A 22,454-nucleotide genomic window follows, 5' to 3' on the forward strand; every position below is an offset into this window, starting at 1 on the left:
TGCCGGGTTTCAGGGTGGTTCGACCTTGGCTGTTGAACCTCTATGTCCATCGATTGCCTCGCTTTCGCGGGAAGTGGCGGCTGTTGTCGCCTTTCGCCGGGGTGCTGGATGGCACACCCATTCGGTCAAGCTATGGCAATGTCCGACTCGCCTTCGATGTGCGCGACCGGACTCATCTGCTTGGGCTGACCGGGGAATATGGCGCGCGAGTCTCCGATGAGGTGGAATGCCTCCGTCCTGGCGACTGCTTCATCGATGTCGGCGCCAATTGCGGCATCTTCACCCTGCTTGCGGCAGAGCGCGTGGGGCCGGACGGGCTGGTGGTCGCCTTCGAACCTTGCTTTTCTACCTTCGCAAAGCTGGTCCGGAACATCGGCCTGAACGCGTTTAACAATGTCCTGCCCTTCAACCTGGCCCTTGCAGCCCTGACCCGCCCCGACCTGCTCGACAATCGCGCGACAGGGCATTCCGGGCGCTTCTCCATCGCCAGCGAACCTGTAGAGGAGGGGGAACGGGTCATGACATTGTCGACCGGCGACTTTCCCGGTCTCCTCAAGCTCATCGGCGAGCGATCCATCACGGTGAAGATCGATGTGGAGGGATTTGAATATGCCGTCCTTCAGGGGCTGGCGCCGATCCTTGCCCTCCCGCAAACGCGGGCAGCGGTCGTCGAAATCGATCACCGGAACCTTCACCGCTATGGCGCTGATGCAGGCGAAGTCTTCACCCTGCTAGAGCGCCATGGCTTCACCCGCGTCGATCCTGACGGAGCAGGCGATCATTTCGACGCGGTTTTCCACCGCCGGACTGACTCTGCGGTCCCCGTCGCGGCTTGTGCCAACGTCACGCCGTTTCGTCGGAGGCCTTCTCATGCTGCCTCGCTCTCGCCCGCCCGATCAACATCCCGCCTCGCGCGCGTCGCTGCGGCCTTGTTGGTGTTGGCAGGCGGCTGGTTCGCCATGGGCAAGGGCGTGTCGGTCGATCGCGGCCGAGCGGAGGAATATTTCATCAAGGAAGCCCTGCAGTCGCACAAAGTCGCGGAAATGCGGGCCGTCCTTCGACGTTCGCCTCCCACGGTGTTCAACGTCGGCGAAGTCGGCTCCTTCGCCCGCATCGCGCTTCCCATCCTGCCGCAGGGGTGGCGCATCACCGATGTACAGCTTTTCCCTTCCGACAGCGGCCCTAGCTTGCAAATGACCATCACCAACGACGTCAGCCGCCCGGTATCCCTGTTCGCCGTCCGCGACGATGGCGTGGCGCCCGCAAAACCGGCCGTGCTCACCCGCGATGGCAAGACCGTCGCCTATTGGCAGGAAGGCGAACTGGCCTACGCCCTGATCAGCAAGAAGAAGCAGCCAGCCGAACTCGATCGCCTTGCCGAGGATATCGCCGACAACGTCTCCTCCTAGGAGCGGGCTGCGTTTAATTGGACGCAGGCCGCGCGCTCCAGTTTTTGTTTTCGCATCCTTTTAGGCGCAAAACCGGTTCCCACTTTTGCGTACTAGCGGCGGTTAGTCCAACGCTCCGCGATCCGCCTCAGCGGACGGCGTGTCTTCCTGCGTCAGCGGACCTTCCAGCCCGTTGCCCGTCCGCATCCGCGTCACGATGTTCCACGTCGCGATGAACAGCGCGGCGATCACCGGCCCGATGACGATACCGTTGAAGCCGAACATGTCGATTCCGCCGAGCGTCGTGATCAACACCACATAATCGGGAATGCGCGTATCCCGCCCAACCAGCATCGGCCGCAGCAGATTGTCGATCAGGCCGATGACGAACAGGCCGCATACGATCAGGATGATCCCCTTGACCACCGCGCCCGTCGCCAGCAGGTAAATCGCCACCGGCACCCACACCAATCCCGTGCCCACCGCCGGGATCAGCGAAAAGCATCCCATCAGCACGCCCCACAGCAGCGGCCCCTGTATCCCCAGCAACCAGAATACGATGCCGCCGATCATCCCCTGCACTATGGCGACGACGACGCTGCCCTTGATCGTCGCGCGGGTGACGACGACGAACTGTTGCATCAGCGCGCGCCTGTGCGTCATGCGCAGCGGCGCCGCGCGATCCAGCCGCGCCGCCAGCGCCGGCCCGTCACGCAGCAGGAAGAAGGTAAGGTAAAGCGTGACGCTCAACGCCACGAAAAAGCTGAATGCGCTCTGCCCGATCTGGAAGACCTGCGCCGCGACGGATCGGAAGCTGTTGGCGATGCTCTGTCCCAACATGTCGCGCACCGCCGCGAAATTGGTGATGCCCACGCGCGCCAGCAGGTTCGAAGCCCAATCCGGCAGGCTCGCCTGAAATGCGTCGAACATGGCGGGGATATTGATCTGCCCCGACTGTATCTTGGCGTAGAAAAGCCCCGCTTCCTGCACCAGCGAAACAGCCAGCACGATCGCAGGCAGGATGACGACCGCTACGATCAGCAACAGCGTCAGCCCCGCCGCGCTATTGGGGCGGCCCGGCATCTGCCGCAACAGGTTCTGGTTGATGGGGCCGAACAATATAGCGGCGATCACGCCCCACAGGATGGCCGCGAAAAACGGCTCGATCACCAGCGCAAAGGCCACCGACACCAACAGGACGAAGCCCAGAAAAACACCGTCTTCGATGCGGACATTCTGTGGCTTGTCGGTCATGTTCGCGCTTTGGCAGAAATGAGGGGCAAAAGTCCATCTCCCGCGCGATGGGGGCGCCTTTGCAGCGCGACCAACATCCGCTGTGTCAAAAAGGTCGCAGTTGCGTCAATTTTCCCTGAACGATTGAATCCGCGTCGGCGAAGCGTAAGAGCTTCAGGGACAACCATCGGAAAGCAGGACATGGCAAAACCCGAATCCTGGCGCTTGAGCCCCGAAGCCTACAGCTTCATCACCAGCATCGACACGCGCTTCCAGGATATCGATACGATGGGCCACATCAACAATGTGGCCATCTCGGGCATCTTCGAAACCGCCCGCATCCGCTTCCACCATCATCTCGGCCGCCACCCGCAGGAACAGGGCGTGCGCTGGCTCGTCGCCGCCGTATCGCTGAACTTCGTCGAGGAATCGCACTTCCCCTATCCGTTCGAAGTGCATTGCGGCATTGGCCATATCGGCCGCACCAGCTGGACCGTCAGCTCCGCCGCCTTCCAGAAGGGTGTCTGCGTCGCCACCTGCGACACCACTGTCGTCACCCACGGATCGGAAGGCCGCCGCAGTATCGACGCCAGCCTGCGCGAAGCCATGGAACGCAATTTCCTCCGCCAGCCAGCTTAAACAACTCTCGTCACCCCAGCGAAAGCTGGGGTCTCGTGAGGCTTGCCCGCGCCGTCTCCCTGAACCAACCTCCCTCACCCCCGTTCGCACGGCCCGAACGGTATGGGGTAATGATGGCGGTGGAGTGTTCAGCCCGCAAACCCATCCATCCGCCGCGCCCACTGAAACGCGATCACCGCACCCTTCACCGGCTGGATCATCACCGCCGCCAGTACCACGGCCAGCCCCGGCCACAACGCCGCCTGCACCCCTAACGGAATGGCCAGCGCATGGTTCACCTCGATCATCAAGGGCACCAATATGTGCCCCAGCAGCAGGATCACGATATAGGCGGGGAAATCGTCCGCCCGTGACATATCCCACGGCTGTCCACAGGCATTGCAGGCCGGACTGGGCTTCAGGAAGCCCGCGAACATCGCGCCCTCGCCGCACGCGGGACAACGGCCGCGCAGCGCCAGCGTCAGGGCGGGGCGAAGCGGCCGCACCACGGCACCTGCGGAATGATGATCGCTCATGCGCCGTCCCTATGGCCGGGCGGCGGGCTATGCAACAACGGTTTAACCCGCTGCCTCCCTTTCGCCCGGCTAAAAGGCTGTTAAGACGGCCAGCATGCGACTACCGGGTCCTTCCGAAGCCTTTGTCCTGTTCGACGATGCGCGAGAGCGCAATGCCGCGCCCGCGCGCCTCTACCGCGATCCGGTGGATGTCATCACCGCTGATTGCCTGGAGGAGGTGCAGCCCGCCCTCGACCGCCTTGCCGAAGCGGGAGAGATGGGCCTGCATGCCGCCGGCTATATGAGTTATGAGGCCGGGCTGATGCTGGAGGACCGGCTCCAGCCGATCGCCTTGGGCCAGGCCGATCGCACGCCCGCCATGCCGCTGCTCTGGTTCGGCCTGTTCGAAGGACATCGGCTGATCGATCCCGCGCTGCTGCCCGACCTGCTGCCCGATCCCGCCACCGCCAGCATCGAACCGCCGCAGCCGCTGATAGACGAACAAACCTATCGCGCCGCGTTTGGCCGAGTGCAGGAATATATCCGGGCAGGCGACATCTATCAGGTCAATCTGACCTTCCCCTGCACGGCCCGCTTCGATGGGGACCTGATGGCGCTTTATGCCGCGATCCGCCCCCGCCAGCGCGCGGGCTATGGCGGTATCATCCGCACCGGCGCGCACAATATCCTCTCCTTCTCGCCCGAACTCTTCTTCACCAATGTGCGTGGGCAACTGACCGCCCGGCCGATGAAGGGCACCGCGCGCCGCTCGTCCGACCCGGCTCGCGACGCCGCGTTGGCACGGGAACTGGAGGAGGACATCAAGCAGCGCGCCGAAAATCTGATGATCGTCGATCTGCTGCGCAACGATCTATCCCGGGTTTCGCGCGCAGGCACGGTGATCGTCCCCGACCTCTTCCATGTCGAAACCTATCCGACGGTGCACCAGATGGTCTCGACCATCCGCGCGCGGATGCTGCCCGGTCTTTCGGCCGTCGATATCCTGCGCATCCTCTTCCCCTGCGGATCGATCACCGGCGCGCCAAAGGTGCGTGCCATGGAGATTATCGACACGGTGGAGGCCCATCCCCGCGACGTCTATACCGGCACCATGGGCTGGATCGATCCGAACGGAGACGCTGCCTTCAATGTTGCCATTCGCACGATTTGGGTTGAAGAAGGCAGCAGGGAGGGGCGCCTGGGACTGGGCTCCGGCATCGTCGCGGACTCGGATGCGGAATCCGAGTGGGCGGAATGCCTTGCCAAGGGGCGCTTCCTGACGACCGCAAGGCAGTAGGGGGCTGATTAGTTTCGATGTCATTGGCTGACGGACGGTTCGATCTGCTCGAAACCATGGCTTTCGATCCGGTCGAAGGCATCAGACTGCTGGAACTGCATCTGGAACGGCTGAAGGAGAGCGCCACGGCACTCGACTTCATCTTCGACCGCCACGATGTCCGCAACGAACTCCAGGCCGCAACCTTCCGCCTGCGCGAACGCAGCCGCCTGCGCCTTCTCGTGTCCCGCGGGGGATCGATCGCCATTGAGGTGCGCGAACATCGCACATGGCCGCAGGCGATCATGCAGGTGGCGGTCGTGCCACGGACGGCGCCCGGCGATGACCTTTGCCTCGTGCACAAGACCACAGACCGCACCGTCTATCGCGACGCCCTGAAACGCGGCGGCACCTATGAAGTGCTGATGACTGATCGCGAAGGTTTCCTCACCGAAGGCTGCTTCTCCTCCATCTTCGTCGAACGCGGCGACAAGCTGATAACGCCGCCCCTCTCACGCGGCATCCTGCCCGGCGTCCTCCGCCGCAGCCTCATCGAAATGGGCGAAGCCGTCGAAGCGGACCTGAAACCCCGCGACTTGGAAAACGGCTTCTACATCGGCAACGCCGCACGCGGCATGGTAGCGGCGTCACTGGTGAAGTAGCGGTCTTCACTTTAATCGTCATCCTGAACTTGTTTCAGGATCCATCATGCCCCACCGGCCGAAGCTCGATCCGGAGAAATGGATCCTGAAACAAGTTCAGGATGACGCCGGTGACCCGAATGCAGGTCATCCACCCCCAACTCCCGGTTGCCCCAAAAGTCATAGCGCACTAAGGAGCCCCCGTCCGCCCAGGCGGACTCAAAGCGATCCTTCAGAAAGAGTGTCACGATGAGCCAGACTTCCGCTGCCCTCGGCCGCATCCAGCCCTCCGCCACGCTGGCGATGAGCGCGCGTGTGAATGCCCTCAAAGCCGAAGGCGTCGATGTCATTGGTCTCTCGGCGGGCGAGCCCGACTTCGACACGCCCGATTTCGTCAAGGAAGCGGGCATCGCCGCCATCCGCAAGAACCTGACCCGCTACACCGACGTCGATGGCACCGCCGACCTCAAGGACGCGGTCGCATTCAAGTTCCAGCGCGACAATGGCCTGACCTACAAGCGCAGCCAGATCAGCGTGAATTCGGGCGGCAAGCACACCTTGTTCAACGCGCTGGTCGCGAGCGTCGATGTGGGCGATGAAGTCATCATCCCGGCGCCCTATTGGGTCAGCTATCCCGACATCGTGAACTTCGCGGGCGGCACTCCGGTCTTCGTCGAAGGCCCCGCGAGCCAGGGCTACAAGATCACCGCCGCTCAGCTTGATGCCGCGATCACCCCGCGCACCAAGTGGCTGATCCTGAACTCGCCCTCCAACCCCTCGGGCGCGGCCTATTCGGCCAGTGAGCTGAAGGATTTGGGCGAAGTGCTGCGTCGTCACCCACACGTCCTCATCATGACCGACGACATGTATGAGCATGTCTGGTACGCGCCGACCCCCTTCGCGACCATCGCGCAGGTGTGCCCGGATCTCTACGATCGCACCCTGACCGTGAATGGCTGCTCCAAGGCTTTCTCGATGACCGGCTGGCGCATCGGTTTTGCCGGTGGCCCCGAATGGATCATCAAGGCGATGGGCAAGCTCCAGTCGCAGTCCACGTCGAACCCCTGCTCGATCAGTCAGGCGGCCGCCGTCGCAGCGCTGACCGGCGAACAGGACTTCCTCGAAGAGCGCAACGCCGCCTTCAAGAAGCGCCGCGACATGGTCGTGTCGATGCTGAACGACGCGCCGGGCCTCGACTGCCCGACGCCCGAAGGCGCTTTCTACGTCTATCCCGACGCCAGCGGCGTGATGGGCAAGACCACGCCCAAGGGCCAGCTGATCGACAGCGACGAAAAGCTGATCGGCTATTTCCTCGATGAAGCCCGTGTCGCCGCCGTCCACGGCGCCGCCTTCGGCCTCTCACCTGCCTTCCGCATCAGCTATGCGACTTCGGAAGAGGTGCTGGCCAAGGCGTGCAAGCGTATCCAGGAAGCCTGCGCCGCCCTCAAATAAGTCCCCTTAACCCTCCCCATGCCGAGCATGGGGAGTGTCGAAAAGGGGCACGTGACTCTGTTCGACAGCGAAGCTGGTGGAGGGGAAAAAGCGCGCAACACAAGCCGTTTCCTTCATCCTCTCCGAAAAAAACGGACTCTCGTTCGGCGCACCGTCTTGCAGCCAGAACGAGGTTGCCTATATCCCATTTCAATTCGAAACTGGATGGGCCGCCTCGTTCACCAAAGGCTAACCCTCCCACTGCTAATCCCCGTCCTTCCGGGAAATGATAGAAAGGAAGAAGGCCATGCTGGCATTCCTGAGATCCGACCTGTTCCTGCGCTTTCTCGGCGGGTTTGCGATCGGGTCCGCTGGCGTCTTCGCCCTCCACCTCGCCGATCCTCCGGCCCTGACGACCCCGGCCATGGCCGCGTCCGACAGCGCTCCCGAGGCGAATTCAAATGCGGCCCTTTAACGCCTTTCTCCTTGCCCTCTCTGCGGCCGCCGCCGTCGCCTCTCCCCTGCGCGCTGAGCGCCCCGTATTGGCCCCGGCACCCGCAATAGATGCCCCGGCAACCCGAAAGCTGGAGACCGCAGTTTTTGCTGGCGGCTGCTTCTGGGGAGTCGAGGGCGTCTTTTCCCACATCAAGGGTGTGCGTCTCGTCACCTCCGGTTTTTCTGGCGGCCCTGCCAACCTCAAGATCGACTATGACCGCGTCAGCCAGGGCGACACGGGTTTCGCCGAAGCCGTCCGCGTCACCTACGATCCCCGACAGGTGAGCTACGGCACATTGCTGCGAGTATTCTTCTCGGTGATCGCGGACCCCACTACACTCAATTATCAAGGCCCCGATCGCGGCACTCAATATCGCAGCGCGCTCTTTCCCCTCACTCCGGGGCAGGACAAGGCCGCTCGCGCTTATCTGGCGCAACTGGACAAGGCGGGACTTTGGCGCGACCCGATCGTGACGAAGGTCGAGCGTTTCACCGGCTTCCAGTCCGCGGACGCCTATCATCAGGATTTCCTGACCCGTAACCCGCGCCATCCCTATATCAAGCGTTGGGACATGCCCAAGCTCGCCGCGTTCAAGGCGATGTACCCCAACCTCTACAGCGCCCGCCCCTCAGCCTAAAAGGACATAGCCATGACCCGGATCCAAGGACTGAAGCTTCTATCGACCTTGGATGCGGATGGTCGGCTGATCGTTGAACTGGCGGAGGAGGCGCTACCGCCGCCTCGGGCGGACGAGGTACTGGTCCGCGTGGAAGCTGCACCCATAAACCCATCAGACCTTGCCCTGCTTTTCGCTTCCGCCGACCTTGAAAACGCGGATTACAGCGAAGGCCGGATCGTCGCCCCTATGCCCGACGCGGCCCGTCGCGCGCTGGCGGGGCGAGTGGGCCAGCCCATGACGATCGGCAATGAAGGCGCTGGCACCGTCATCGCCGCTGGCGAATCCCCGGAAGCTCAGGCCCTGCTCGGCAAACGCGTCGCCCTGATCAGCGGCGGCATGTTCGCGCAATATCGCGTCGTGAACGCCCGCGCCTGTATGGTCCTGCCCGATGAGGTGACGGCGGAACAGGGCGCTTCCGCCTTCGTGAACCCCATGACGGCGCTCGGCTTTGTGGAGACCATGAAGCGGGAAGGGCACAAGGCCATCGTCCACACCGCCGCCGCCTCCAACCTTGGCCAGATGCTGGTGCGCATCGCTCAGGAAGACGGCGTTCCGCTGGTGAACATCGTGCGCAACGACGCGCAGGTGGCTATCCTCGAAGACATTGGCGCGGAACATGTGGTCAACAGTTCGGCAGAGGGGTTCGCCGGTCAGCTTGAAGCCGCCATCGCAGCAACCGGCGCGACCATCGCCTTCGACGCGATCGGCGGCGGCAATCTGGTCAGCCAGATACTGCACGCGATGGAACAGGTCGCCAGCAAGGACGCGCCTTACAGCCGCTATGGTTCCGACAGCCCCAAGCAAGCCTATATTTACGGCGCGCTGGACCTTTCGCCCACCATCCTGACGCGTAGCTTTGGCTTCGGCTGGTCTGTTGGCGGCTGGCTGCTCTTCCCCTTCCTGCAAAAGGCGGGACCGGAAACGATTGAACGGATGAAGCGGCGCGTGATGGACAATATCACGACCACCTTCGCCAGCCACTATAAGGGCCATATCTCGCTGTCCGAAGCGCTCAGCCGTGAAGCCGTGCTCACCTACAATGCCCGGCGCACCGGCGAGAAATATCTGATCGTTCCGAACTGATTTGAAGTGCGGGAGTTCAGGAGCGCCACGCCGTGCTCCTGAAGTCTGAAACTGTCAGGCCGCCATCTGGTGCAGCACGCACAGCTTGTTGCCTGCCGGGTCGCGCAGATAGGCTAGGTACAGTTTGCCCATGCCGCCGTCACGAACACCCGGCGGATCTTCGCAAGTTGTGCCGCCTGCCGCGATCCCCGCCGCATGCCATGCATCGGCCTGCTCAGGCGAAGAGACCGAAAAGCCGATGGTTCCGCCATTGGCCGCGCAGGCCGGTTCACCGTTGAGCGGCTTGGAAATGGCAAACGCGCCGGTCGGCGTCATGTAGAAGACACGGCCCTTGTCGTCGATGAAACCCGGCGAGACGCCCAGAGCGCCCAGCGTCGCATCGTAAAATTGCTTGGATTTCTGAATGTCGTCGGCACCAACCATGATGTGGCTGAACATATGCATCCTCTCTGCCATTTTGAGCGATTGGCAACCAACCGCGCTCACTGGCTAGTTTAGGAAAGGCTTCGAATAATGGAAGCCGGAAATATCCAACGCATTGGGGAGACGCGATGAGGTCGCAGCCTATCTCCGCTGAACCACAGCAAATGGGCGGAGCCTGAACCCCAGACCCCGCCCGAAATGCATCCGCCAAAACCGGCAAGCCTTATTTCGGCGCCAGCACCATCAGCATCTGGCGGCCTTCCATGCGCGGATAGGCTTCGACCTTCGCGATCTCGCCGACATTCTCCGCCACGCGCTGGAGCAGCTGCATGCCGAGCTGCTGGTGTGACAGTTCGCGGCCACGGAAGCGCAGGGTGATCTTCACCTTGTCGCCGTCGCCGATGAAATCATGGACCTTCTTCATCTTCGTATCATAGTCATGATCGTCGATGTTCGGACGCATCTTGATCTCTTTGAGTTCCTGCGTCTTCTGGGTCTTGCGGGCAATATTGGCCTTTTTCTGGGCCTCATATTTGAACTTGCCGATGTCGAGGAACTTGCAGACCGGCGGATCGGCGGTCGGCGACACTTCGACCAGGTCCAGGCCCAGTTCGTAAGCGCGCTCCATGGCCTCCTGCGTCAACATCACGCCCAGATTTTCGCCTTCGTCGTCGATCACGCGCACCTTGGGCACGGTGATGAACTCATTGTAACGGGGACCGGACTTAGGCGGCGGCGCCATCGGGCGGCGCATCATTGGGGGACGTATAGCGGCTTCTCCTATGGTTGTTCCAAAACGGCTCTGGCGGCCTTTAGCGCAAAGCCGAAAGGGGCGGCAAGTCCGCAGTTACGGAATCACCGGCCCCATGTGGCATCGCTGCCTCACTGCATATCGGGGGCGAGTACCTCTTTTGCAAGACGGGTGATTACATCATCGACCGCAAGGACGCTTTGCCCCTCCTTGCCCAACTCACGCAGCGCCACCGTGCCTTCATCGGCCTCGCGACGGCCGACAACCAGCAAATTGGGCACTTTGGCAAGGCTATGCTCGCGCACCTTATAGTTGATCTTCTCGTTGCGAACATCGACTTCGGCGCGGATTCCGGCGGTGCGAAGCTTTTCCACCACCGCGTTCGCATAGTCATCCGCGTCCGAAACGATGGTTGCGACAACCGCCTGCACCGGCGCCAGCCAGAGCGGGAATTTGCCTGCATAATGTTCGATCAGTATGCCGATGAACCGCTCATAGGACCCGAAAATCGCCCGATGGAGCATCACCGGCCGATGCCGCTCGCCATCTTCACCCACATAGGACGCGTCGAGTCGCTCCGGCAGCACCCGGTCGGACTGGATCGTGCCCACCTGCCAGGTCCGCCCGATCGCATCGGTCAGATGCCATTCCAGCTTGGGCGCATAGAAGGCGCCTTCTCCCGGCAATTCTTCCCAGCCATATTCGGGCGTGTTCAGCCCGGCGGCAGCGACCGCGTTGCGCAGTTCCTCCTCCGCCTTGTCCCACATTTCCTCGGTGCCGAAGCGCTTCTCCGGGCGCAGCGCTAGCTTGATCGAGTAAGTGAAGCCGAAATTCTTGTAGATCCGGTCTGCCAGTTCGCAGAAGGCCCGCACCTCCGCCACGATCTGGTCCTCACGGCAGAAGATATGCGCGTCATCCTGCGTGAATTGCCGCACCCGCATCAACCCGTGCAGCGCGCCATGCGGCTCGTTGCGATGGCAGCAGCCATTCTCATAGAAACGCAACGGCAGGTCGCGATAGCTTTTGATCCCCTGCTTGAAGATCAAAATATGTGCCGGGCAATTCATGGGCTTGAGCGCCATCCAGTCGACATCGTCGGACACCAGCGGCCCTTCATCCTCGACATTCGGCACCTCGTCGGGAATCACGAACATATTTTCGCGATATTTGCCCCAATGACCGGATTGCTCCCACTGGCGCGCGTCCATCACCTGCGGCGTCTTGACTTCGCGATAGCCCGCATCGTCGATGGCGCGGCGCATATAGGCTTCCAGCTCGCGCCAGATCAAATAGCCCTTGGGATGCCAGAAGACCGAGCCATGCGCCTCCTGCTGAAGGTGGAACAGGTCCATCTCTGCGCCCAGCTTGCGATGGTCGCGCTTGCCCGCTTCTTCGAGGCGCGTGAGGTGCGCATCGAGCTGCTTCTTGTTGAGCCAGCCGGTGCCGTAAATGCGCGAGAGCATCGCATTCTTCTGATCGCCACGCCAATAAGCGCCAGAAACGCGGGTCAGCTTGAAGGCGTTGGGGTCGAGCTTGCCGGTCGAAGCCAGATGCGGCCCCCGGCACATGTCGAGCCATTGGCCACCGGACCAGTAAACCGTCAGTTCCTCACCCTCGGGCAGCTCGGCCGCCCATTCCGCCTTGAACGTCTCGCCTTCCGCCTTCCAGCGCGCGATCAGGTCCTCGCGTGTCCACACCTCGCGGCGCAGCGGTTTGTCGGCGGCGATCAGCTCCCGCATCTTCGCTTCGATCGCCGGCAGGTCCTCTTCGGTGAACGGCCGATCCTTGGGCGCGAAGTCATAGTAGAAGCCGTCGTCCGTCGCCGGGCCGAAAGTGATCTGCGTCCCCGGAAACAAAGCCTGCACGGCCTCCGCCAGCAGATGCGCAAAGTCATGTCGCGCCAGTTCCAGCGCGTCCGCCTCATCCCTGCTCGTCACCAGCGCGAGTTGCGCGTCGCCTTCCAAAGGCCGCATGATATCGCGCAGCTCGCCATCCACCCGCGCCGCGATAGCCGCCTTGGCCAGACCCGGCCCGATCGCCGCTGCAATATCCGCCGGAGTAGTGCCGGGCGCGACTTCACGCACGGAACCGTCGGGCAGGGTGATCTTGAGCATCGCGGACAAGGGACAAGTCTTTCTGTGATTGGATGGCAGCGCAAAATGCCGCGCTTTCCCCATAAATGGGCGGCCCCGTCTGTCAATAGAAGGGCTCTTGCCAAGCATCTCCGCACCAGGCAAGATGAATGTGTTGATATATCATTCAACAGGAGGGGTTCATGGCTTCAAGCTTTGCGCAATCCAACACGTCTGTGCCCGAACAACCGATGGGCGAGATGAATACCACCCCATTGATCGACGTGATGCTAGTGCTGCTGATCATGTTCATCATCACGATACCGATCCAGACCCACAGTGTCGGCGTCGACCTTCCCCAAACGCCTGACACGGTGACGCAGCCGCCGGTAAATCCAGTCAAGAACAGGCTGACGATCGATGGGGAAGGGTTGCTGCGCTGGAACGGGGCGGCAATCGATCGGCTCACTCTGCGCCAATATCTCGCCGCGTCCCTTGCGAAGCCTGTCGAACCGGAGTTGCAGTTCCAGCCCGCCGCTGACGCCCGCTATGTCGTGGTGGACGAAGTGCTCGCCGACATTCGCCGAGCGGGCGTCAAGAATATGGGCTTTGTTGGTAACGAGCGCTACGCCACCTTCTGACGGAAGGACCGCCAATATGATCCCTCTTGACCAGTCGCCCGGCTCATAGTCTTCTGCTGTCGGGGACTACAGGGGGGATCATGGATCAGGAACGCTTTTACGGCGAGAGCTTCGCCTTTGAAGGAAGCTGGCGCGAATATGCGCCCATCGCTTTTACCAACCTGCTGCTGACGATCGTCACACTGGGCATCTATCGTTTCTGGGCCACCACGCGAACGCGGCGCTACCTCTGGTCGAACACGCGCTTCATCGACGATCGGCTTGAATGGACGGGCACCGGTAAGGAGTTGTTGCTGGGATTCCTGATGGTGCTGCTGCTCATGGGCGTGCCCTTCCTGTTTCTTCAGTTCGGCGCGCAGGCGCTGGTTCTTCGGGGACATGCGGGCCTCGCGGCTGTGCTCACCATGGCGGCGGCCTTCACTATCTTTTACCTCACGGGCGTCGCCCGCTTCCGCGCGCTCCGCTATCGGTTCAGCCGCACCTGGTGGCACGGGATCAGAGGGGGCGCCGACAACAGCGGCTTCGGCTTCGGCCTGCAATATATGTGGCGCACCATAGTGTCCTACATACCCTTGGGCCTCCTCATCCCATGGTCGATGGTTTCGCTCTGGAACCGGCGCATGAACGCGATGAGCTTCGGCTCGCATCCATTCGTTGCGGTCGGTCGCGCAAGGCCGCTCATGAAGAGGTTCCTGCTTTTCTATCTTGCTCCGCTGCTTTTCGTCCTGCTCGGCGTCGCGATTGCGGGCACTTTCGGAGGAGCCATTGGCGGCGTTTGGGTGACATCCAGCTTCCCGCCGGTGCTGCGCATCCTGTCATTCATCGTCATCTTCGTGGGCGTCTATGCTTTGCTTGGCCTCATCGCGCTCGCTTATTATGCGGCCTTCCTGCGCGAAACGATCGGCAACCTGACCCTCGCTGGCCTGGAATTTTCCTTTGAGGCCAGTACGGACGATTGGCTTGCCTTGTTCTTCGGCGACATCGCGCTGGTCGTCTGCACCCTCGGTATCGGGTCGATCTTCCTCCAATATCGCCACTGGAAATTCTTTATCACCCACATGAACGCAACGGGCGAAATCTATACCGACGATCTCACCCAGTCGCAGACGAAGACCAGCCGCCATGGCGAAGGCCTGCTCGACGCGCTCGACGTAGGTGCCTTCTGACCGGCCTGCCCGATTTCCGGCTCTGGCATTATGACGGCATCACCGCGACCCGACGGAGCGTGCTTCTCCGTCCGGTCGGGGACGGTTTCGTGCTGGAGGAGCCGGAAAGCGGATGGGCTGGTGCGCCAGCCATCTGGTCCGACCTGACCGTGATCGGCGCGGACAGCGGGCGTTCTACCTATGGGCACAGCGCCATTCCCGGATGGCGCATGGGTTTTTCAGGAGAGCCGCCAGCGGGTCTGTCCGCGCATCTGCCCCGGGGCGAACGCTATGGCCGCTGGATCGACCGCTTCGGCTTCTGGCGTGCGGCCGGGCTGTTCACGGTTGTGGCGGGACTGGTTGTCTGGGGTGCACTTGAAGCCCCCGGCGCCATCGCCCCGCTGATCCCGCAATCCTGGGAAAACCGGATGGGCGATACCATGGTCGGGGATTTTGGCGGCCGCTTCTGCCACACGCCCGCCGGGGATGCCGCGTTGCGGACGTTGGCAGAGAGGATCGATCCCCATCATGAAGCGCGCGAAATCACGCTTGCCAACATCCCGATGGTCAATGCGGTAACGCTGCCCGGCGGCCGCATCATCCTGTTCGACGGCCTCATCCAGCAGGCCGGCTTGCCCGACGAGGTCGCGGGTGTCCTTGGCCATGAACTGGGCCATGTTCGTCACCGTGACACATTGACCGGCCTTGTCCGCCAACTTGGCCTTAGCGCTGTGCTCGGCGGAGCGGGGGGCGGTGCGGGCAGCTACCTGAACGGTGTGCTTGCGCTCAGCTATGGGCGGGAGGCTGAAGCGGCAGCAGACAGCGTCGCCATCGATCAGATGCGCGCCGCCAGCATTTCGCCCGCCGCGACCGCGGCCTTCTTCGAAAAGCTTGGCGGCAAGGAGGCAGATCGGGGGGAAAGGGCCATGACATGGCTCTCCTCACACCCGCTCTCCGCCGATCGTCGCCGCCGTTTCGCTGACGCGGTCAAGCCGGGTTCGGCCTATCGCCCGGCGCTCGATCGCGTTGCATGGCAGGCGCTGCGCTCCTCCTGCGCGGCCGACGCCAAGGTTGCCAAATTCTGGGGGAAAGCCTTCTGATCAGGCGAAGAGCAGCCGCGCCTGATCCCCGGTCTGCTGAAGAAAGGCTATAGGACCGCTGACGGAAATTCCATCCGGCAATTCACTGGCGACGACATCATGCAGCGCCATGCCGCTCTGGCAAGCAAGGATGGTGACATCCAGCGCCAAAGCCTCGGTGATCAATTGGCTGAGAGAAGGCAGGCCCGCCGCGAGATGTGCGGCATCCTCTGGCGCTTGAGCGGTTTGCCGCAGCAGCGCCACCGCATCCAGTTGCAGGAAGATGCTGGCCGCCCCACCTAACGCCGCCTGCGCGCTTGCCAGCACCAGTGCGCCGCGTAGCCGCTCTGCGTCAGCCGTGGCGACGACAATCCTCAGCTCGCGCATAGTTCAGCGGTACACGCCTTGCAGCCGGGGTCCTTGGCGACGCTGACCGTCCGGAACCGCATTGAGAGCAGGTCGGCGAGCAGCAGCTTGCCCGCCATGTCCGTGCCGAAGGGCACCAGCGCGCGAATGACTTCCAGCGCGGCCAGGCTTCCCATCACGCCGGTAAGAGCGCCAATCACGCCTGTCTCGGCGCAGTTCCGCTCCGGCGCATCCTGCGGATCGCCGACTAGGCAGCGATAGCAGGGCTGATCGGCGTCCCAGCCGCGATAGGTTGCGAGCTGCCCCTCGAACGGCCCGACCGCCGCCGACACCAATGGGATGCGCAACCGCTGCGCGCAGTCCGCCACTGCCAACCGCGTCGTGAAACTGTCGCACCCATCCAGAACGACATCCGCGTCCCGCAGCATGAGCGCGGCATTGTCCGCATCGATCCGCGCATTGATGGGGATCAGCTTCACATCGGGGTTGAGCCGCGCCACCGCCGCCATTGCGCCCTCGGCCTTCGCGACACCGATGTCGTCGGTGCCAAAGAGCACCTGCCGCTGCAAATTGGAAAGCGCGACATGATCATCGTCAATGACCCTGATCGTGCCAACGCCTGCCGCCGCGAGATAGAGGATAGCGGGGCTACCGATCCCGCCCGCGCCGATCACCGCGACATCGGCCGACAGCAGCCGCGCCTGACCCGCGCCGCCAATCTCCTTGAGGACGATATGGCGGGCGTAGCGCTCCAGCTGCTCATCGGAAAAGGTCATGAGCTACTCACTCCCGTCGATCCGAAACCACCCGAACCCCTGACCGTTTCGTCCAGTTCCTCGACCTCGGCAAAGCGCGCCACTTGCACCGGCGCCGCCACCAGCTGCGCGATGCGGTCACCGCGTGAAATGACGAAAGGTTCAGCGCCAAGGTTGATGAGGATGACCTTCAATTCCCCCCGATAATCGGCATCGATCGTACCAGGCGTATTGGGCAGGCTGATCCCATGCTTCAGCGCCAGCCCCGACCGTGGCCGCACCTGCACCTCATAGCCATCGGGAATCGCCATAGCGAAGCCCGTCGCCACGGCATGCCGCCCGCCCGGCACGATGATCACATCCTCGGCGGCCACCACGTCCATGCCAGCCGCATGCTCGGTGGCATAGGCAGGCACCGGTAGCCCCTCACCATGGGGCAGGCGCTTCAGACGGATTTCAATCGGAGAGAGAGGGGAGGACATGAGCAACCTTTTCGATGATTCGGGTGGCGACGGCATCCTTGGGCAAATGCTCCCAGCTTTCGATGCCGTTCGCCGTGACGATATGCACGCTGTTGCTGTCGCCGCCCATCACGTCACCTGACACGTCATTGGCGATGATCCAGTCCGCACCCTTGCGCGCCAGCTTGGCCTCAGCATGCTCGGCAACCTTCTCGGTCTCGGCAGCAAAACCGATCAGCAGGGCAGGGCGCCCCGCATGTTTGCCCAAGGTGCCCAGAACGTCAGGATTCTCCACCAGCGCGAGCGGCGCAGGCTTTCCTGACCCATCCTTCTTCAGCTTCTGTTCGCAAGCGTCAGCCGTGCGCCAGTCGGCAACCGCCGCCACCATGATCGCCACATCAGCGGGCAGCGCGCCCTCGACCGCCGCCAGCATCTCCCGCGCGGTTTCCACATCGACGCGATCCACGCCCGCAGGCGTCGGCAGATGCACCGGCCCCGCGACCAAAGTCACCCGCGCACCAGCCCGCGCCGCCGCCGCCGCGACGGCAAAGCCCTGCTTCCCCGAAGAGCGATTGGCGATGTAGCGCACCGGGTCGATCGGCTCATGCGTCGGTCCGGCGGTAACCAGAATATGCCGCCCTTTAAGCGGCAGTTCCGCGCCCTCAAAATCCGGCTGACCGGCAAGCGGATCTTTAACCGCCGGACGCTCAAGCAACCGCTCAATCTCTTCCACGATCGCTTCGGGTTCAGGTAGACGCCCCTTGCCGAACTCGCCACAGGCCATCTCGCCGCTATCCGGCTCCATCAGATGGATGCCATCGGCATGCAAGCGCGTCAAATTCCGTTGCGTCGCTGCATGATGCCACATGCGCACATTCATCGCGGGCACCGCCAGCACCGCCTTGTCGGTCGCCAGCAGCAGCGTCGTTGCCAGATCATCGGCAATGCCATTCGCCATCTTGGCGAGAATGTTCGCCGTCGCGGGCGCGACGACGACCAGATCAGCCTGACGGCTCAGCTGGATATGCCCGATCTCCCGCTCTTCTTTCAGGTCGAACATGTCACCATAGACATGATCCTCGGTCAGCACGCCCAAGGATAGCGGCGTCACGAAATTGGTGGCGCTCTCGGTCAGCACGGCGCGCACCGCCATGCCGCGCTTCCTGAGCAGCCGCACCAGCTCCAACGACTTGTAGGCGGCGATACCACCGGCGACGATCAGGAGGATGCGGCGCTGAGTCATAGTTGTAGATGTAGCAGGGCCGTAACGACCGCTCCAGTCATCGCGGCCATTCCCGCCACGGCGGCATAGCGCCATCCCCCGCCAATGCGGATCAGCCTGACTTCGGTCAGCGGCGGCGGCGGCGGCGCACCGCCCTTCTCGGGAAACGCCTCCTCGATCCGCCGCACTAGGCCGGGCAGCCGCTGGAGCGTCCGCCAATTTTCGATCAGCGCATCGGCGGCCTTGGCCTCCGGCCCCAGTTCCGCGCGCAGCCACTCCTTCACATAGGGGCCGCTCGTCTCCCACAGGTTGATGTCGGGATCGAGCGCGGTCGCCACGCCCTCCACCATCACCATGGTCTTCTGGAGCAGCAGCAGGTGCGGCTGCGTCTGCATGTCGAAATCGCGGGTGATGGCGAACAGCCCGTCCAGCATGCCCCCGACCGATAGTTCGCGCACCGGCTTGCCCCGCATCGGCTCGCCCACGGCGCGTAGCGCGGTCGCGAATTCCTCCACATTATGATGACCGGGCACATATTGCGCCTCGAAATGGATTTCGGCGACCCGCTTGTAGTTGCCGGTAATCAGGCCGTAGAGAATCTCCGCCAGCCACATGCGCGCGCGCCGGTCGATCCGCCCCATGATGCCGAAGTCGATCGCCACAATGTCGCCATTGGCGGTGACGAACAGATTTCCCTGATGCATGTCGGCGTGGAAAAATCCCTCGGCAATCGCCTGCCGCAGGAAAGCGTTGACCAGCCGCGCGCCCAGTTCCTTCACATCATGACCCGCCGCGATCAGGGCGTCTCGATCGGAAATCTTGATCCCGTCGATCCACTCCATCGTCATGACCTTGCCGGTCGTGCGATCCCAATCGATCATGGGCACGCGATAGCCCGGCATCGCCTCCATCGCCTCGGCCAATTCGGATGCCGAAGCGGCTTCGCGGCGCAAGTCCAACTCGCGCGCGGTCCAGCGCTTCATGTTGGCGATGACCAGGCGCGGCCGCAATCGCGCGACCTCGCCCCCCAACATTTCGACATGGGCAGCGGCCCATTCATAGGTCTGGATGTCGCGGTTGAACTGGTCCGTGACGCCTGGCCGGATCACCTTCACCGCGACATCACGGCCGTCGGTGGTGATGGCGCGATGCACCTGCGCGATCGATGCGGCGCCCACCGGCGCCTCGTCGAAGCTGGTATAGATGCTCTCCAGCGGACGCCCGAAACTCTGCTCTATCTGCGTGCGAATGGTCGCGAAAGGCACGGGCGGCAGCGCGTCCTGCAACCGCAAAAGGTCGTCCGCAGCCTCTTCCCCAACCAGATCAGGACGGGTCGCTAGCGTCTGTCCCAGCTTGATCGCCGCAGGCCCGATCGCCTGAAAGGCATCGGCATAGCGGGGCTGCCTGGGCACCCGCGCGCCCACCCGCGCCAACCGCACCAGCCGCCTCACGGGCGTAGGCGTCAACGGATCGCGCTCAATCCCCCGCAGCGCCCCATGCCGCGCCAGCGTCCGGCCCCATTTCAGCAGCCGCCAGATATGCGTAATGTGGGATGGCATCTACCTGCTCCCCTCCCGCAGGCGGGAGGGGCTGGGGGTGGGCGCGCCGCGGAAGCGGCGCTGCTCTGACCTCGCGTAGGCAGTCGCTCGCGTTGCTCGCCCCTCCCCTGAAGGGGAGGGGCTTATTGAGTGCCCCACCATCAAATCTTCCACCCCGAATGGATCGCCACCAACCCACCAAGGATCGGCTCGACCTTCGTCTGCACGAAGCCCGCCTCGCGGATCATCCGCTCGAATTCAGGCATCGGCGGAAAGCGCCGGATCGATTCGATCAGATACCGATAGCTGTCCTCATCATCAGCGAGCAGCTTGCCGAGTTTCGGCACCAGCCGATGTGAATAGACGTCATACACATCGGCAAAGCCCGGCCACGTTGTCGTGGAAAATTCCAGGCAAAAGAAGCGCCCGCCAAATTTCAGAACGCGATGCGCTTCCCGCAGCGCCTTGTCGATATGCGTCACATTGCGGATGCCAAAGGCGATCGTATAGGCGTCGAAGCTGCGGTCCTTGAACGTCAGTTCTTCCGCATTCTGCTCCGACCAGATCAGCCCTTCCAGGCCCTTCTTCTTCGCGCGCTCGACGCCCACCGCCAGCATTTCCGGGTTGATGTCGGACACGGTGACATGTGCACCATGTTTGGCCAAGCGAAAGGCGATGTCGCCGGTGCCGCCCGCCATATCCAGGATCGCTTCATCCTTGCGCGGCTTCACACGTCCGACAAACTGGTCCTTCCACAGCCGGTGGGCGCCGACGGACATGGCGTCGTTCATCAGGTCATATTTGGACGCGACATTGGAAAAGACCGCGCGCACCATCCCCTGTTTTTCAGAGGCATCCACGTCGCGATAGCCGAAAGAAGCAGTGTCGTTCATAGGCCAGCCTCCTAGAGCATTTGCATGTCCGGTGGAAACACCCCAGATCGGCGAAAATGTTCAGTGACTTGTCGGCATAATTCGGCCTGACGATCCGATCGCTATCCAAGAGAGATTTGAATGCCTGAACTGCCCGAAGTCGAAACCACGGTCGCTGGCCTTCGGTCGGTGCTGGAGGGCGCGGTTCTGACCCGTGTCGAACCACGCCGCGCGGATCTCCGCTTCCCCATACCTGTCGATTTGCGGCAGCGGCTGACGGGCGCGACCGTCACATCGCTGTCCCGCCGCGCCAAATATGGACTTATTGAAACCAATCGCGGCGACACGCTGATCTTTCATCTTGGCATGTCGGGGCGTTGGCGAATCGACCCGGCGGAGATCGGGGCGCACGACCATCTTCTGATCGAGACCGGAAGCGGCCACCTGCTTTCCCTTAACGATCCACGCCGCTTCGGCTCCATCGACCTCGTGCGCACCGACGGCTCACAGACTTACGGTCCCTTCACCCGCATGGGGCCGGAGCCACTCGGACCTGATTTTTCGGCTGTCTATCTGGCACAGGTGCTGAAAGGGAAGGCGACATCGATCAAGGCGGCGCTGCTCGATCAGCGAATCGTGGCAGGGCTTGGCAACATCTATGTCTGCGAAGCGCTCAACATGGCGGGTATCTCCCCAACGCGCGAGGCGGGGCGGATCAGTCGGGCGCGGCTCGGGCTGCTGGCCGACGCGATTCGGGAGGTGCTGACAGCCGCGATTGCGGCCGGAGGTTCCACCCTGCGCGATTATGCCCGGCCCGATGGGGAGCTTGGCTATTTCTCCAAACAGTGGCGCGTCTATGGCCGGGAAGGCGAAAGCTGCGCCTGTGGCGGCGTGATCCGGCGACGCGTGGACGGCGGGCGATCGACCTTCTACTGCCCGAAATGCCAGAAATAGCACGCGCCTTCCCGTTGACGCTTGGGCTTATCCCCTGTAAGGGGCGCACCTTCACGGGGGACGGCTGGCGATTCCGGCTGACCCTTTCACGAGATTTGACGAGACCGAGGACTTTAAATGGCCAATACGCCGCAAGCCAAGAAGCGCATCCGCCGCAACGCACGCCGCGCCGAAATCAACGGCGCCCGCATCAGCCGGATTCGTACCCTGGTGAAGAAGGTCGAATCCGCTCTCGCCGCTGGCGACAAGTCGGCTGCGGCCACGGCGCTTCAGTCCGTCCAGCCTGAACTGGCTCGTGGCGTCGCACGCGGCGTGCTGCACAAGAACACTGCCGCTCGTAAGTTCGGCCGTCTCACGAAGCGGGTTAGCGCGCTCGCCTGAGCCGCTTCACTCGATCGTCACGTAAAAGTCGAAAAACCCGTCCCGCTCTGGGGCGGGTTTTTTCATGATTCCGTCACGCGGCCGTAACGGACATCCGCAGTTTCCCGCGATTCCCTCACGATTCGAGCAAAAGGGCACAGAGGTGTATATTTGCTAAGTATCTGAATTTGCGTGATATTCTGTTCATTTCGCCATTTTCCCCGGTTTTCCGCGTCAACGTCTTTATTTCATATTTTTGAAGGGCCTTGCCCTTGATCAGGCGAAGATTGCCTGTCTATTTTCACCCCTCTGATCGCCACTCGAATCGATTCCGGTGATCGTCATTAGGTTGTTTTTGCGCAGACTTGTTGGGGAAGCTCCTGCTTTTCCAAATGGATTTTTGCGTCTGATGGTCCCTGCCCGGCAGGGGCACAGTTGATGGGGGTCGACTGTTT

General features: G+C 62.5%; 24 protein-coding genes. 13 read left to right on the forward strand and 11 right to left on the reverse strand.

The window, feature by feature from the left end:
- Window positions 1-53: 53 nt before the first annotated feature.
- Window positions 54-1,409, forward strand: coding sequence for an FkbM family methyltransferase (locus ACZ5YV_RS13280; RefSeq protein WP_464788007.1), 1,356 nt, complete (start codon window positions 54-56; stop codon window positions 1,407-1,409).
- Between the two features lie 102 nt (window positions 1,410-1,511).
- Here the strand turns inward: ACZ5YV_RS13280 and ACZ5YV_RS13285 are convergent, their stop codons facing one another.
- Window positions 1,512-2,642 (reverse strand): AI-2E family transporter, encoded by a 1,131-nt coding sequence (locus ACZ5YV_RS13285; RefSeq protein ID WP_464788008.1) that lies wholly within the window; start codon window positions 2,640-2,642, stop codon window positions 1,512-1,514.
- 180 nt (window positions 2,643-2,822) lie between these two features.
- Here ACZ5YV_RS13285 and ACZ5YV_RS13290 point away from each other — a divergent pair, with 180 nt between their 5' ends.
- Complete coding sequence (locus ACZ5YV_RS13290; RefSeq protein WP_449470942.1) at window positions 2,823-3,260, forward strand: acyl-CoA thioesterase; 438 nt, start codon at window positions 2,823-2,825, stop codon at window positions 3,258-3,260.
- Between the two features lie 128 nt (window positions 3,261-3,388).
- Here the strand turns inward: ACZ5YV_RS13290 and ACZ5YV_RS13295 are convergent, their stop codons facing one another.
- A complete protein-coding gene (locus ACZ5YV_RS13295) occupies window positions 3,389-3,775 on the reverse strand; it encodes a DUF983 domain-containing protein (protein ID WP_464788009.1) in 387 nt (128 codons plus the stop codon).
- Between the two features lie 94 nt (window positions 3,776-3,869).
- Here ACZ5YV_RS13295 and pabB point away from each other — a divergent pair, with 94 nt between their 5' ends.
- The 6 genes from pabB to ACZ5YV_RS13325 all read left to right on the forward strand — a co-directional run bounded on the left by pabB (window position 3,870) and on the right by ACZ5YV_RS13325 (window position 9,360).
- Window positions 3,870-5,051: an aminodeoxychorismate synthase component I gene (pabB, locus tag ACZ5YV_RS13300; RefSeq protein ID WP_464788010.1), complete on the forward strand. Its 1,182-nt coding sequence runs from the start codon at window positions 3,870-3,872 to the stop codon at window positions 5,049-5,051.
- 17 nt (window positions 5,052-5,068) lie between these two features.
- Window positions 5,069-5,692 carry an aminotransferase class IV gene (locus tag ACZ5YV_RS13305; protein WP_464788011.1) on the forward strand — a complete coding sequence of 208 codons (624 nt, stop codon included), beginning with the start codon at window positions 5,069-5,071 and terminating at the stop codon, window positions 5,690-5,692.
- Window positions 5,693-5,920: 228 nt separating this feature from the next.
- Window positions 5,921-7,123 carry a pyridoxal phosphate-dependent aminotransferase gene (locus ACZ5YV_RS13310; protein WP_464788012.1) on the forward strand — a complete coding sequence of 401 codons (1,203 nt, stop codon included), beginning with the start codon at window positions 5,921-5,923 and terminating at the stop codon, window positions 7,121-7,123.
- Window positions 7,124-7,409: 286 nt separating this feature from the next.
- Window positions 7,410-7,577: a hypothetical protein gene (locus ACZ5YV_RS13315; RefSeq protein WP_464788013.1), complete on the forward strand. Its 168-nt coding sequence runs from the start codon at window positions 7,410-7,412 to the stop codon at window positions 7,575-7,577.
- Window positions 7,564-8,235 carry a peptide-methionine (S)-S-oxide reductase MsrA gene (gene msrA / locus ACZ5YV_RS13320; protein ID WP_464788014.1) on the forward strand — a complete coding sequence of 224 codons (672 nt, stop codon included), beginning with the start codon at window positions 7,564-7,566 and terminating at the stop codon, window positions 8,233-8,235. Before ACZ5YV_RS13315 ends, msrA begins: the two co-directional genes overlap by 14 nt.
- A 12-nt stretch (window positions 8,236-8,247) precedes the next feature.
- Window positions 8,248-9,360 (forward strand): zinc-binding dehydrogenase, encoded by a 1,113-nt coding sequence (locus ACZ5YV_RS13325; protein ID WP_464788015.1) that lies wholly within the window; start codon window positions 8,248-8,250, stop codon window positions 9,358-9,360.
- Between the two features lie 54 nt (window positions 9,361-9,414).
- Here the strand turns inward: ACZ5YV_RS13325 and ACZ5YV_RS13330 are convergent, their stop codons facing one another.
- The 3 genes from ACZ5YV_RS13330 to thrS form a co-directional block, all read right to left on the reverse strand.
- The gene (locus tag ACZ5YV_RS13330; RefSeq protein WP_464788016.1) at window positions 9,415-9,798 is read right to left on the reverse strand and encodes a VOC family protein; all 384 of its coding nucleotides are present in this window, start codon (window positions 9,796-9,798) and stop codon (window positions 9,415-9,417) included.
- A gap of 208 nt (window positions 9,799-10,006) precedes the next feature.
- The gene (infC, locus tag ACZ5YV_RS13335; RefSeq protein WP_449470959.1) at window positions 10,007-10,540 is read right to left on the reverse strand and encodes a translation initiation factor IF-3; all 534 of its coding nucleotides are present in this window, start codon (window positions 10,538-10,540) and stop codon (window positions 10,007-10,009) included.
- A 125-nt stretch (window positions 10,541-10,665) separates the two neighbouring features.
- Entirely contained in the window at window positions 10,666-12,648 is a 1,983-nt protein-coding gene (thrS, locus tag ACZ5YV_RS13340) for a threonine--tRNA ligase (RefSeq protein ID WP_464789234.1), read from the reverse strand.
- Window positions 12,649-12,809: 161 nt separating this feature from the next.
- Here thrS and ACZ5YV_RS13345 point away from each other — a divergent pair, with 161 nt between their 5' ends.
- The 3 genes from ACZ5YV_RS13345 (at window position 12,810) to ACZ5YV_RS13355 (ending at window position 15,492) form a co-directional block, all read left to right on the forward strand.
- Complete coding sequence (locus ACZ5YV_RS13345) at window positions 12,810-13,247, forward strand: ExbD/TolR family protein (RefSeq protein ID WP_464788017.1); 438 nt, start codon at window positions 12,810-12,812, stop codon at window positions 13,245-13,247.
- Window positions 13,248-13,327: 80 nt separating this feature from the next.
- A complete protein-coding gene (locus tag ACZ5YV_RS13350) occupies window positions 13,328-14,413 on the forward strand; it encodes a YjgN family protein (RefSeq protein ID WP_464788018.1) in 1,086 nt (361 codons plus the stop codon).
- Between the two features lie 59 nt (window positions 14,414-14,472).
- Window positions 14,473-15,492: a M48 family metallopeptidase gene (locus tag ACZ5YV_RS13355; protein ID WP_464788019.1), complete on the forward strand. Its 1,020-nt coding sequence runs from the start codon at window positions 14,473-14,475 to the stop codon at window positions 15,490-15,492.
- Here ACZ5YV_RS13355 and ACZ5YV_RS13360 read toward each other — a convergent pair whose 3' ends face one another.
- The 6 genes from ACZ5YV_RS13360 to ACZ5YV_RS13385 form a co-directional block, all read right to left on the reverse strand.
- Window positions 15,493-15,858, reverse strand: a complete 366-nt coding sequence (locus ACZ5YV_RS13360; RefSeq protein WP_464788020.1) for a DsrE family protein — start codon at window positions 15,856-15,858, stop codon at window positions 15,493-15,495.
- On the reverse strand, window positions 15,846-16,613 hold the full coding sequence (locus tag ACZ5YV_RS13365) for a HesA/MoeB/ThiF family protein (RefSeq protein WP_464788021.1): 768 nt from the start codon (window positions 16,611-16,613) through the stop codon (window positions 15,846-15,848). Before ACZ5YV_RS13365 ends, ACZ5YV_RS13360 begins: the two co-directional genes overlap by 13 nt.
- Window positions 16,610-17,074 (reverse strand): dUTP diphosphatase, encoded by a 465-nt coding sequence (gene dut, locus ACZ5YV_RS13370; protein ID WP_449470964.1) that lies wholly within the window; start codon window positions 17,072-17,074, stop codon window positions 16,610-16,612. The genes ACZ5YV_RS13365 and dut overlap by 4 nt, the downstream gene beginning before the upstream one ends.
- Window positions 17,049-18,296, reverse strand: a complete 1,248-nt coding sequence (gene coaBC / locus ACZ5YV_RS13375) for a bifunctional phosphopantothenoylcysteine decarboxylase/phosphopantothenate--cysteine ligase CoaBC (RefSeq protein WP_464788022.1) — start codon at window positions 18,294-18,296, stop codon at window positions 17,049-17,051. The genes dut and coaBC overlap by 26 nt, the downstream gene beginning before the upstream one ends.
- Window positions 18,293-19,834: a 2-polyprenylphenol 6-hydroxylase gene (ubiB, locus tag ACZ5YV_RS13380; protein WP_464788023.1), complete on the reverse strand. Its 1,542-nt coding sequence runs from the start codon at window positions 19,832-19,834 to the stop codon at window positions 18,293-18,295. Before ubiB ends, coaBC begins: the two co-directional genes overlap by 4 nt.
- A gap of 140 nt (window positions 19,835-19,974) precedes the next feature.
- Window positions 19,975-20,706 carry a class I SAM-dependent methyltransferase gene (locus ACZ5YV_RS13385; protein WP_464788024.1) on the reverse strand — a complete coding sequence of 244 codons (732 nt, stop codon included), beginning with the start codon at window positions 20,704-20,706 and terminating at the stop codon, window positions 19,975-19,977.
- A gap of 120 nt (window positions 20,707-20,826) precedes the next feature.
- Here ACZ5YV_RS13385 and mutM point away from each other — a divergent pair, with 120 nt between their 5' ends.
- Both mutM and rpsT read left to right on the forward strand, forming a co-directional pair.
- Window positions 20,827-21,639, forward strand: coding sequence for a bifunctional DNA-formamidopyrimidine glycosylase/DNA-(apurinic or apyrimidinic site) lyase (gene mutM / locus ACZ5YV_RS13390; protein WP_464788025.1), 813 nt, complete (start codon window positions 20,827-20,829; stop codon window positions 21,637-21,639).
- Window positions 21,640-21,756: 117 nt separating this feature from the next.
- Window positions 21,757-22,020, forward strand: coding sequence for a 30S ribosomal protein S20 (gene rpsT, locus ACZ5YV_RS13395; protein ID WP_449470969.1), 264 nt, complete (start codon window positions 21,757-21,759; stop codon window positions 22,018-22,020).
- Window positions 22,021-22,454 lie beyond the last annotated feature (434 nt).

This window comes from Sphingobium sp. TomTYG46 (assembly GCF_055396345.1).